This is a genomic window from Lewinellaceae bacterium (assembly GCA_020636105.1).
GTDB lineage: Bacteria > Bacteroidota > Bacteroidia > Chitinophagales > Saprospiraceae > BCD1.
Genome location: JACJYL010000001.1, coordinates 1,698,103 through 1,711,075 on the forward strand (window position 1 = coordinate 1,698,103; position 12,973 = coordinate 1,711,075).

10 protein-coding genes are annotated in these 12,973 nt (G+C 44.0%); 1 reads left to right on the forward strand and 9 read right to left on the reverse strand.

Annotation, left to right across the window (positions count from 1 at the left end; genetic code table 11):
• The first annotated feature begins 138 nt into the window (after positions 1-138).
• Complete coding sequence (locus H6571_06270; protein MCB9323332.1) at positions 139-906, forward strand: IS5 family transposase; 768 nt, start codon at positions 139-141, stop codon at positions 904-906.
• 133 nt (positions 907-1,039) lie between these two features.
• Here the strand turns inward: H6571_06270 and H6571_06275 are convergent, their stop codons facing one another.
• The 9 genes from H6571_06275 to H6571_06315 all read right to left on the reverse strand — a co-directional run bounded on the left by H6571_06275 (position 1,040) and on the right by H6571_06315 (position 12,943).
• On the reverse strand, positions 1,040-2,935 hold the full coding sequence (locus H6571_06275) for a propionyl-CoA synthetase (protein ID MCB9323333.1): 1,896 nt from the start codon (positions 2,933-2,935) through the stop codon (positions 1,040-1,042).
• Between the two features lie 253 nt (positions 2,936-3,188).
• A complete protein-coding gene (acs, locus tag H6571_06280; protein MCB9323334.1) occupies positions 3,189-5,090 on the reverse strand; it encodes an acetate--CoA ligase in 1,902 nt (633 codons plus the stop codon).
• Between the two features lie 60 nt (positions 5,091-5,150).
• Positions 5,151-5,537 carry a response regulator gene (locus H6571_06285; protein ID MCB9323335.1) on the reverse strand — a complete coding sequence of 129 codons (387 nt, stop codon included), beginning with the start codon at positions 5,535-5,537 and terminating at the stop codon, positions 5,151-5,153.
• A 108-nt stretch (positions 5,538-5,645) separates the two neighbouring features.
• Complete coding sequence (locus H6571_06290) at positions 5,646-8,372, reverse strand: histidine kinase (protein ID MCB9323336.1); 2,727 nt, start codon at positions 8,370-8,372, stop codon at positions 5,646-5,648.
• 268 nt (positions 8,373-8,640) lie between these two features.
• Positions 8,641-8,862: a hypothetical protein gene (locus tag H6571_06295; protein ID MCB9323337.1), complete on the reverse strand. Its 222-nt coding sequence runs from the start codon at positions 8,860-8,862 to the stop codon at positions 8,641-8,643.
• A gap of 138 nt (positions 8,863-9,000) precedes the next feature.
• On the reverse strand, positions 9,001-10,689 hold the full coding sequence (locus H6571_06300) for a cation acetate symporter (GenBank protein MCB9323338.1): 1,689 nt from the start codon (positions 10,687-10,689) through the stop codon (positions 9,001-9,003).
• Positions 10,690-10,734: 45 nt separating this feature from the next.
• Positions 10,735-10,989 (reverse strand): DUF4212 domain-containing protein, encoded by a 255-nt coding sequence (locus H6571_06305; GenBank protein MCB9323339.1) that lies wholly within the window; start codon positions 10,987-10,989, stop codon positions 10,735-10,737.
• A gap of 70 nt (positions 10,990-11,059) precedes the next feature.
• Positions 11,060-12,328 (reverse strand): porin, encoded by a 1,269-nt coding sequence (locus H6571_06310; GenBank protein ID MCB9323340.1) that lies wholly within the window; start codon positions 12,326-12,328, stop codon positions 11,060-11,062.
• A gap of 324 nt (positions 12,329-12,652) precedes the next feature.
• On the reverse strand, positions 12,653-12,943 hold the full coding sequence (locus H6571_06315) for a helix-turn-helix transcriptional regulator (GenBank protein ID MCB9323341.1): 291 nt from the start codon (positions 12,941-12,943) through the stop codon (positions 12,653-12,655).
• Positions 12,944-12,973: the final 30 nt, after the last annotated feature.

The following is a 12,973-nucleotide window of genomic DNA, read 5'->3' on the forward strand; positions in this document are numbered from 1 at the left end:
ACTTGGTGAAAATAGTTTTGACTAAAAATGGGTGGATACTTTTAAAAAAAACAGTCCATAAGAGTATGTCTAAAAATTGAAGTCTTTGGAAAAATGGGAACCAGTTATTAAACTTGTGGTAGACTAAAACCCAAGTTTATGCAAACTCAATATGAGCGACTAACTGATTCCCAGTGGGAAATTATAAAAGAATATTTACCTATCAAAAGAAAACGCAAATATGATTTGCGAGATGTGGTAGACGCAATTTTTTGGATATTAAGAATTGGCAGCCAATGGAGAAATCTTCCGGGAGAATTTCCTCCCTGGAAAAGTGTATATTATTATTTTCAAAAATGGCAAAAGGATGGAACACTGCAAAAATTAAATGAAGGATTGAATCGAAAGGAAAGGAAGCGACAGGGTAAAGAAGAAACGCCCAGCATGCTAAGTATTGATAGTCAGTCTGTTAAATCAGGACCATTTGTGAATATAGAAAAAGGAATTGACGGAAACAAGCGTGTTAATGGGCGAAAGCGTCATATCATCACAGATACTTTAGGTTTAGTTTGGGGGATAGTTGTCCATGCGGCTAATCATGCAGACGGAGCAATGGCGCACCAGGTAGTCGAGCCTCTGGTTGGATACTTGCACCGGTTAGAAAAAATACTGGCAGATGCTGCTTATAAAATTATCTTCATGGATTGGGTATATGAGAATCTGTTAGGAGTAGAAGTAGAGCTTTCATCAAAGCCCCCAAGTGCAAAAGGGTTTGTTCCTGTGAAGTGGCGCTGGGTTACCGAACAGACCTTCGGGCGGTTCAATTACTTTCGCCGATTGGACAAGGATCACGAAAAAACAGCAGAAAGTTCCGAAGCGTGGGTACTTTGGCAGAATTGCCAAACAATTTTATATCGCTTGGAATGATCTACAAATTTAAATTTTTAGACATACTCTAAGGATCGTTTTGTCCTAAAGTCCACCCATTTTTTTATCCTCAACCCCTGAAATACCTTAGAGCCGGTTGAAGTCCTTTTAGCTTAAATCCATCATTCTACAATTAAAAGGCCTGCCCTACCTTCTCCCGTTTCATCTTGTCTTCCAACTCACCCAGCACGCTCATATCCTCAATCGTGGAAGGCGGATTAAATTCGGAACCATCCGCGATAGCCCTCATGATCTTTCTCAATATTTTCCCTGAACGCGTCTTGGGCAGTCGGGCCACCACAACAGCCCTTTTGAAGGCCGCCACCGGACCTATTTTTTCCCTTACCATGTTAATGAGTTCCTTTTCCAGGGCATCATAATCCACATTCACCCCGGCCTTGAGCACCACAAAACCTACGGGAACCTGACCTTTCATATCGTCAGCAATGCCAATAACGGAACATTCCGCCACCGCATCGTGGGAGGCTACAATTTCCTCCATTTCTGCCGTAGATAATCTATGGCCGGCAACATTGATGATATCATCTATTCGTCCCGTAATAAAAACATAACCGTCTTCATCCCGGTATCCGCCGTCACCGGCAAAATAATAGCCCGGAAAAATACTGAGGTAAGAATCTTTAAACCTCGCAGTATCCTGCCACAGATTTGGCAGACAACCCGGAGGCAGCGGGTACTTAATAGCTACAACGCCTTCTTCAAGCTGCCCCACCTCTTTTCCATCCTGTCCAAGAATGCGAATATCATAACCACAAACAGGTTTACAGGCTGACCCCGCCTTGACGGGGAGTAATTCCACACCAGCCATATTCGCCAACATAGGCCATCCGGATTCAGTCTGCCACCAGTGGTCGATGACGGGTACTTTCAGCAAATCTTCCAGCCAATGCAACGTGGTTACATCACAACGCTCTCCGGCCAGGAACTGCATCCTGAGGGAAGAGGTATCGTAATTCGCGAGAAGGCTTCCTGTGGGATCTTCCTTTTTGATGGCCCGGAAAGCCGTGGGAGCCGTAAAGAAAACATTCACTTTGTGATCCTGGATCACACGCCAGAAAGTTCCGGCATCCGGTGTTTTAATCGGTTTTCCTTCAAACAAAATAGTAGTACAACCCTGGATCAATGGAGCATAAATGATATAAGAGTGGCCCACCACCCAGCCAACATCTGAAGCGGCCCAGTACACTTCGCCCGGTTTGATGTCATAGATGTATTCCATGCTGAATTTCATGGATACAGCATGCCCGCCGTTGTCCCTTAAAACCCCTTTGGGTTTGCCCGTTGTCCCTGAGGTGTAAAGAATATACAAGGGATCGGTAGCATCCACCTCTACATATTTGGCAGGCTCAGCTTTGGCCCTTAGTTCCGCCCAGTCGATATCCCGGCCCTGATCCAATTCGGCGGTGATGACCTCCCGCTGCAACACGACGACATGTTTCACCTTATGATCCGCCATTTTTATGCCTTCATCTACAATGGGTTTATAGGGAATGACTTTGGAAATCTCTATACCACCTGAGGCTGTTAATAATACATCAGGGGTGGAATCATCGATCCTGATCGCCAGCTCGTGGGCTGCAAAACCTCCAAATACCACCGAATGGACCGCTCCCAGCCTGGCGCAGGCCAGCATAGCGAAAGCAGTTTCCGGAATCATAGGCATGTAAATAATGACCCGGTCTCCTTTTTTCACGCCCAAGGAAACCAGCATTCCGGCGACCAGTTCCACCTCGTGGAGCAATGTTTTAAAAGTATATTTTTTGATCGTATTCGTGACAGGAGAATCGTAGATCAGGGCAACCTGGTCACCTCTTCCGTTTTTTACATGATAATCAAGTGCCAGGTAGGATGTGTTCATTTTTCCACCTTGATACCAATGAAACAAGTCTTCTTCATCTTTGGACAAAATGTTTTTAGGAAACTTAAACCAATCCAATGATTTTGCCTGCTCTTCCCAAAATTTTTCCGGCTCGCGGATGCTGTTTTGATAAAATTCCTGGTAAGTCATTTTTTTAGATTTTTTTAGTGAAAAAATGGCCCTGATCCAGGCAGAGCCTGCATTAATTCCGAAAACAGAAAAACATGAATTGGTAGGTTTTCCTTCCTGAAAGAAAAAAAATCACACTGCTCAACAACCTTGATTATTGTTGAAAAGCCTTCAGAAAATCAATAAAACATAACGTAATCACGCTGTTAAAAGAAGAAAGATGGATGCTGAGTGGATCAACATCCATCCGTCCTCGGTCTGATGCCAAAATTCGTTATGATTTTGCACCTTTTTTCACCGTTTCAACCACTTCCGGATTGAGCAAAGTAGAAATATCTCCCAGGTTGGAAGCATCTCCTGATGCAACCTTCCTCAAAATTCGACGCATGATTTTACCTGAACGTGTTTTTGGTAAACCTGGTACGATCTGGATCTGGTCAGGTTTGGCAATGGGCCCGATCTCTCTGGTCACGACATCCCTGATTTCCCTGATGAATTTTTCTTCATCCATAATGTCGTGAGACGGAATGACATAAGCATAAATGCCCTGACCTTTGATATCGTGCGGGAATCCCACCACGGCACTTTCCACTACGTCAGGGTGCTCGTTGATCGCATTTTCAACTTCCGCAGTACCCATCCTGTGCCCGGAAACATTGATTACATCATCCACACGGCCAATAATTCTCAAACGACCGTCACCATCTCTTCTGGCGCCGTCACCGGTAAAATACAGATCCGGGAAGGAGGAGAAATACACCTGTTGGCATCGCTCATGATCACCATAAGTCGTACGGATAATACTTGGCCAAGGGAACTTGATACACAGCAATCCCTCCACATTATTTTCCGTTAATTCATGGCCTTCAGGATCTACCAGTATGGGTTGAACGCCTGGAAGCGGATAAGAAGCATAACAAGGTTTTGTATCGGTAATGCCCGGCAATGGGGTGATCAGAATGCCTCCGGTTTCTGTCTGCCACCAGGTATCCACAATAGGGCAATTGCCTTTTCCTACCTTTTCATTATACCAGTTCCAGGCTTCCTCGTTGATAGGCTCCCCTACGGATCCAAGCACTTTCAAACTACTCAAATCGTAACCTTTTACGTAATCATCGCCGAAAGCCATCAAGGCACGGATGGCGGTTGGAGCCGTATAAAACTGGTTGACCTTATGCTTTTCGCAAACTTCCCAGAAACGTCCGGCATCAGGATAAGTAGGCACCCCTTCAAACATCATTGTGGTCGCTCCTGCCAAAAGGGGACCGTAAACGATATAAGAGTGGCCGGTGATCCATCCGATATCGGCGGTACACCAGTAAATATCCTCTTCATGGTACTGGAAAACATTTAAAAAAGAGAATGCGGTATAAACCATAAAACCGCCACAGGTATGCACCACACCCTTTGGTTTACCGGTGGAACCTGAAGTATAAAGGATAAACAAGATATCTTCACTGTCCATTTGTTCTGCAGGACAGGTTGCCGGCTGATCATCTATTTCTTCGTGCCACCATTTATCGAGTTTATCGTTCCAGTTAATATCTTCTCCTGTATTGTGATGGACCAAAACCGTTTCCACACTATCACATCCCATGGCAATAGCATCATCCACCACCTGTTTGACAGGGATGGTTTTCTCTCCACGGTGGTTGTAGTCGGAACAGATCACCATTTTACAGGTAGCATCCTTGATTCTGTCAGCAAGGGCATTAGCGGAGAAGCCGGCAAAGACCACAGAGTGGATGGCTCCTATACGAGCACACGCCAACACTCCAATGGCGAGTTCGGGAACCATTGGCATATAAAAACAAACGCGATCGCCTTTGCCCACGCCATTTTTTTTCAAGGCGTTGGCCGTTTTACAAACTTCGGCATGCAGTTCTTTATAGGTATAAGTTATGGCCGGCAATTTAGGATCATTGGGCTCCCACAGGATCGCCACCTTGTCGCCCCGGGTATCCAGGTGCCTGTCCAGACAGTTTTCTGTGATGTTTAATTTTCCTCCGACGAACCAGTTCACATCAGGATCCCTGAAATTCCAGTCCAGTACTTTATCCCATTTTTTACTCCAGGTAAAAGATGACGCCTGTTCTGCCCAAAATCCCTCCGGGTCTTCTACACTCCGTTTATAAGCGGATTTATACTCATCCAGTGATTTAATTTGTAAAAGCATATTTTTAGGTTTTATTTCGAATTAAATTAGTTCCAGGTTTGTGAAACGGCCTTAAAAAAATCAACTCATTTCAAAGATCTCATTGACCGTATTGACCAGTTCATAGTTATCAAAAGGTTTGGTGACATACACTTCTCCCCCACTGCCATAGCCTTTCAATTTATCTTCGGCAGTTCCTTTTGCCGTCAAAAATATGATGCGAATATTATTGTATCGGGAAGATTTCCTTATTTTCATAGCCACTTCGAAGCCATCGATTCCGGGCATCATTACATCAAGAATCACCAGATCGGGATGAAAAGATGCAATGACTTCGAGGGCCTCCTCCCCACTGGTAGCTTTTTCGATGGCGTAACCTTGTTGGTTCATCAGGAATTCGAGCGCCAAAAGGATATTTGGCTCATCATCGACGAGTAAGATTTTGAAGGATTGTCTTTGGTTAGCCATCATTGTTTTATCCTTTTCGGTCTGATCAAAAACAGATTTAAAAGTACAACTAAAAACAGGAAGAAAAGGCAATAAAAATCACCTTTTTTCCGTAAAAAAATCACCTTTTCAAGCCAATGGCAATGCGACCGTAAAAACCGATCCTTTGCCTATCTGGCTCTTTATACTTATCGACCCATTGTGCGTGTCAACAATTTGTTTGCATATAAACAAACCCAATCCGGTTCCTCGCGGTTTCTTCACTCCCGGCGTTTTTACCTGAATAAATTTTTCAAATACTCTTGCCTGGTCTACTTCAGAAATCCCGAAACCGTTGTCCTCGACTTCCAATATAGCCGAGTTCTGACCTGGCTTAATCCTGAGAACCACCTTACCGGTATCAGGGTCACAAAATTTAATGGCATTAGACAACAGGTTGATGATCATCTGAGTAAGTTTATCCCTATCGCCCCTCACCATCAGGGGCTGATCACAGACTTCATATACAGCTTCATAATTCTGTTGTTTCATCAGTTCCTTCACCCCCCTGTATGCCTGTTCTGCGGCATTGCATAAATCAATTATTTCAAAATTCCAGTTTTCAGCCCCTGACTGTACTTTTTGTAAATCGAGTACTTCCGAAACCAACCGGGCAATGCGTTCGCTTTCATCCACAATTATGGCAAGGAACTCATCCTTTTTTTCTGCCGGCAGATCCCGATTGTCGTACAAAATTTTCCCCATGGCCTTGATGGAAGTGATCGGAGTTCTCAATTCATGGGTCACGGTAGAGATGAACTCTGCCTTGAGTTCGTCCAGTTCTTTCAATTGTTCATTCGCCTGTTTGAGTTGCTGGGTCGTTTTTTCCAGCTCGGTTTTCTTTTGTTCCAGTTCTTTACTGTATTGGATGATCTCCTGGGTTTGATCCAACACTTTCAGCATTTCCTCTAATCCAATAGGTTCCTCCCTGATAATAGAAGAAACGATAAGTTTGGCCGATGCGGCACCAATGGAACCGGCAATATGCTTTTCCGTATAGGTGATCAATTCACCATCTGCTTCGCTCAGTTTCTTTATATCGATACCGTGTTTTATTTCGTAATTTTTCAATAGCTTTCGGGCCTTTTTTTCTCCCAAAAATCTTTCCAGCAATGAGATCAGATCAGGCACTTTAGCCTTTCGTCGGAAAACCTCATAATCACTCCCGCCTTCGACATATTTATAGTGATCCACAAAATAATCTGCCTGGGTAATTTCCAAAGCATCCTGACGGGTATTCAGGGATACGATCACAAAAATGAGGGTATTAAACAGAAGACTCCAAAAAGCTGCATTCGAAATATGATCAAACCCCTGCAACCCAAACAATTCATAAGGTTTGAGTAGGTTGATTCCCCATAGACCTTCAGAAATTATTGATGAAGGCATGATCCCTTTTTCGGCAAGAAGAGGAACGATTAAGCTATAAAACCAAATGATAAACCCGGCTAACATGGCAGACATGGCCCCTGCTTTGGTTCCTCTTTTCCAATAAATGCCACCAATGAGTACCGGAGCAAACTGGGCTACCGCCGTAAAAGAGATCAACCCCACGGAAACAAGACTATAACTCATGCCCACGGACCGGAAATAACCATACGAAAGGATCAAAACCACCACTATGATCACCCGGCGTATCCCCAACAACCGTATGCTTACATCATCAATGATTCTTCCGCGAACCATGGCAAACTTCAATAAAAACGGAATCACCAGGTTATTACTGATCATAATACTCAATGCCGTCACGGAAACAATCACCATTCCCGTGGCCGCCGAAAGTCCTCCCAGGTAAACAAAGAGAGCCATCCATTCATGTCCATAGGCCAGGGGAATGTTCAATACAAAAGTATCTGCATCCACTACGCCGCCGGGGAAGGTAAGAAGCCCTCCTATCGCAATAGGCAAAACGAAAATATTGATCAGCAGCAAATAAGCCGGAAAAAGCCAGGAAGCCTTTTCCACGTACCTCACCTTTGTATTTTCAACCACAGCAATGTGGAACTGACGCGGAAGCATCACTATGGCGAACATGGATAATATGATCAACAACATCCAGCTCCATCCGGTCATTCCTTCAGCTTCGAAAGAAAAGATCTGGGCTATGTCTTCATTTTCCAAAGCTTTTGAAAAAATATCCCCAAAACCATTAAAGGCTCCATAGGTCACAAAAATGCCTATGACGAGAAAAGCAACCATTTTAAAAATGGATTCAAAGGCAATCGCTGCGACCAGGCCTTCATGTCTTTCGTTCGGATCCAGCTTTCTGGCTCCGAAAATAAAGGTAAAAAATGCCAGGACAATGGCTATATAAAGCGCCAGGTCATAATAAAAAGGCGTTTCGGGTCCAAATGCGATCACCTGTTTGGATGAATCAGATAACAAAGTTTGAAAACTGATGGCCACAGCTTTGAGCTGAAGAGAGATGTATGGGATCACTCCCAAAACAGCTATAATCGAGGCCACCACTCCCAGCGCCGTACTTTTTCCGTAACGTGAAGAAATGAAATCAGCAATGGAAGTTATACGCTGACCTTTACTGATAAGGATGATCTTACGCAGGACGATCATCCAGATTGGGGCGAAAATGACAGGACCAAGATAAATCGGGAGAAACCCGATACCCGTTTCTGCCGCTCTTCCCACGCTCCCAAAAAATGTCCAGGCGGTGCAATATACAGCCAGAGAGAGAGAATAAGTATAAGGATTATTTACCAGTCTACCCCCTTTTTCGGAATGCTTAGCACCAAAATAGGCAATCAAAAAAAGTAAAAGCACATACGCCAAAGAAGCGATAATGACAACACTTAATGACATTCCTAAGGAGATTTATGAAAACAATGAGTTAACTTTTGTTCTTGCCTTGAATGATCCGATAAGTAATAAAAATGATCCCAACCCAAAGTACCAGCAAATAAATATACAAAAGCGGAACACCCCCTGCAGGAGGTTGATTTCCCAAGATACTTATTATGGGAAAATTTAATAATACAAAAGCTGCAAAAAACAAGCTGAATAATTTTGCCTCTCTATCCGTTGGCATCCAAATATGGTTTTGGCCATTCAACATAAATGGCGGTTTGTATTATTGTTCCTTCCGTGATGGCAAGAGACCAAACCAACTGGGATTGATCAATTTACTTTTCGCCAGGGCCCATAAAAACAACAAGGCAAAGGCCCCCAGGGCAATAGAGATAAGAAACCTCCCTTGTAGCTGAGGCTCTAAAAAAAATCTAAGTAATAATGTCCCGGCTATGTACACCACTACAAATACGTCTGAAGCTTTTCTACCCAATTGCAATTTCATAACGATAAGGATTTTTAAAAAATGGGAAGAACAAATGAAGTATGTTCTTCCCATAAAAGTACAACATTTTGGAATTACAACCTGGGGGAATTCCCCGCCTGGTTTTAAATTTCAGTTAAACCCAGGGAAATTAAGGGCCTAATGCCCGCGTGCCTGACCTGCTCCTCTAGGGATACGGATTTCCTCCACCATAGCCTGAACATCCTCAGGAGGTGCTGCGGTCAACCTGGAAACCACAACGGAAACCACCAGGTTTACAAACATCGCCACGGTACCAAAACCTTCAGGTGAAATACCGAACCACCAATCTTCAGCAGTACCGCCACCAAAACCACCTAATTTATATTTGATCATGTAAAACAACATCAAAACAATCCCCACAATCATTCCTGAAACCGCTCCCTCTTTGTTCATCCGCTTGTCAAACACCCCGAGCACAATGGCCGGAAAGAAGGAGGCTGCGGCCAGTCCGAAGGCGAGTGCCACAACAGCCGCCACGAATCCCGGGGGATGGATGCCGAAGTAACCGGCCACCAAAACAGCAAAGAATGCACCGATACGCGCCCACAACAATTCGCCTTTCTCCGTAATATCTGGTTTGATCTGCTTTTTGATCAAATCATGAGAGATGGAAGTAGAAATGACCAGCAACAACCCTGCTGCTGTCGACAGGGCGGCAGCCAAACCACCCGCGGCCACCAGTGCAATTACCCAATTGGGTAATTTGGCGATCTCAGGATTCGCCAGCACCATGATGTCCCGGTCAATAGTCAATTCATTGGCATCTTTGTCTCCTACGTATTGAACAATCCCGTCGTTGTTCTTATCTTCAAATTTGATCAATCCCGTTCCTTCCCATTTCTTAAACCATTCCGGCATGGACGAATATTGCTGGTTGCTAACTGTATGGATCAAATTGGTCCGTGCAAAAACGGCGATAGCTGGTGCTGTGGTGTAAAGGATAGCGATGAAAATCAATGCCCATCCTGCAGATTTACGTGCATCCACCACTCTTGGTACGGTGAAGAAGCGAACAATTACGTGTGGAAGTCCTGCCGTTCCAACCATCAGGGCAAAGGTGATCGCAAATACGTCGATCATTGACTTTGATCCGGAAGTGTACTCATGGAATCCAAGGTCTTTATGCAACATATCCAGTTTGTCTAGCAGGAAAGTACCATCACTTGCCTTTCCAATGAATCCTAACTGAGGAATGGCCGTTCCTGCCAGCTGCAGGGAAATAAAGATCGCAGGGACCATGAAGGCAAAAATCAGCACACAGTATTGAGCTACCTGAGTATAGGTGATCCCTTTCATACCGCCCAATACGGCATAAAAGAATACTATAGCCATACCAATCACAACACCCAGGTTAATGGGCACCTCAAGGAAACGGGAAAAAACCACGCCAACCCCGCGCATTTGACCTGCTACATAAGTGAAAGAAACAATGATGGCACAAATAACAGCCACTGTCCTGGCGGTATTGGAATAATACCTGTCGCCGATAAAATCGGGCACCGTAAACTTTCCGAATTTCCGTAGATACGGGGCCAGCAAGAGCGCCAGCAAAACATATCCACCCGTCCAGCCCATGAGGAAAACAGCTCCGTCATATCCCATAAACGAGATCAATCCGGCCATCGAAATAAAGGAGGCCGCCGACATCCAGTCCGCAGCGGTGGCCATTCCGTTCATAATAGGAGGAATCCCTCCGCCGGCAATGTAAAACTCTTTGGTGGACCCTGCTCTCGCCCAGATGGCTATACCGATATATAAAGCAAAAGACAGCACCACTAAAACTATAGTCCAAGTTTGAACACTCATAATTTTATTTTTTTGATTATTTTAGATAAAACCCATGACTAAATCCTATTCATGGACATCGTACTCTTTATCCAGTTTGTTCATTCTCCAGATATAGACAAAGATCAGGATCACGAAAACGTAAATAGATCCCTGCTGGGCAAACCAGAAGCCCAGTTTGGCACCTCCTATCTTCATCGAGTTCATACTGTCAACGAAGAAAATACCGAAACCATAAGAAACCAAAAACCAGATGGCCAAAAGAATAACCACCGTGATTAAGTTTTTCTTCCAGTATTCCTTTAAATTTTTTTCAGACATATCAAGTTAGTTTTATTGTTAAGAAATTTTAGCAATGGAAACTTTGGTACTGCCAGGCAGCTTTCTCCCGTTAGAGGAATACATGCAGCTGCAAGCGAATTTGTGCAAGCGCATCAGCCTGGGTCGCAATGGCTCCTTCCCTGATATCACCGGAAATCTTATGATACTCCAGGGTAAGTTTGGCATTGTGGCCATTGATGAAATAGTTCAGACCAACATCAAGGGCATTCACGGGGTCATCATACCCATCGTAGTTCCCTGTATTGAAGGCAACATACGGCATGAGTTTGGCAGATTTAACCAAGTATCCCAATTGGGCGTAAATGGCTGATCCCGTACCGGCCCATCGAGCGACGTAATTCTCGCCATAATTGAATTTCATAAAGGCAGCATAGGCGTTTAACGCTCCATTATCCCCGGCGGGCATATCGAGAAAAGCATCCACGGCAAAATGGAAAACGCTTCCATGTTCACCTGTCGTGGCGTTGAACATGCCATTTGGATGAGCATAGAATCCGGCTCCCACTCCAAATACCTTTTTGGCACCGAGGTAAGTGCCTACCTGATAGGGCAATTTGGTAGATTCGGTATCCCAGAAGTTATAACGGAAATATCCTTCGGCCACCATGTTGCCTGTCAGATCTCCATTGCTGTCAGGATTGGCAACACCGTTGTAAGTCCATCCACTGCTCTTCAAACTGTAATCTCCTGAAATGTTATTCCGCAAAGGTGTATTCAGGGCAATGCGATAATCAAACTTGCCAATTTCTCCCTTTGCGTAAATGCCCAGGTGGCGGGCAAACTGATCGGTGATGCCCAAAGAATGCCAGGCGACAAAAGGACGCGACTGGTCGAGGGTCATGAAGTTGAGGGTACTGGCATTCGACATACGGGTCATGCCTTTCCAGTAATGGAGTCCTCCACCGACATAAAGGCTTTTGTGGAGCTGCACTTCCGCCCAGGCATCATGCAGGAACAACTGTGGCCCGTCGCCATTGTTTCCTAAAGAAGTCAGGTTGGCTGCAGTCAGGCTGTTCAATCCCCAATGAGTAAGAATCAAAAATTTGGGAGAAATCTGTGCAAAAGCCAAAAATCTGGAACGCCTGATGCTGGTACTCAACGAAAATTTGGAATTTTCAGCCTCTAAATTGTTCGATTCCACCCAAATTTGGTGCCACATGATAAAGCGAACATACTTTTTGCCATCCTCGCTTAATTTAAGAGTTAAGGGTTTGTAGGAATGATCCTCTTCGGTCTTTTCCTGTGCGCTAAGGGGAAAACTCATCATTCCCAAAAGCAACAAAATTGCGCTGTATTGAAGTAATTTTTTGATACTCATAAGCACTCTCTTTTTAAAAGTTGGTGAATAATTTGGATTCAAGATTGTCTTTAAGTCGCACTAATGTATATAAATATCTATATTTGTCAAAACTTTTAATCCTTTTTTATTAAAATATGGCAAAATCATGTATTGAGGTAAAGTGTTCACGTGAAATACTATTTGTAGAAGAAGCAATTTGACAATGCTGCGATGCTGAGATGCGGTAATGCTGTAATGGGGAAATGATGCAATGTGGCAATGATTGAATGCTGGATGGCTGGAATACTGCAGGGATACAAAGAGACAATGAAAAAAAGCGGAAATGATTAAAGGACGGAAGGATCAAAGGGTTTTTTTCAGACTTTCGATAATATAGTAATATTCAATATGAGACAAAGAATAAAAACTGTTTTTTCCCTCACGGGAAACCTCTACCAGTCCACAGCTTTTCATGATCCGAAGGTGATGGGAAGCTACTGCCTGTTCGATACCGATCCGGGTGTGGATGGCTTTGACAGACAATTGTTTTTTCTCAAAAAGTAACTCAATGATGGCAATGCGCACAGGATGGGCTATCGCCCGGAGCGTCTCGGTCGCATTTTCAAGAAAGACAATATCAAAATCACTTTTCATATGTCCTGCAAATTTAATAAATTAGCACAT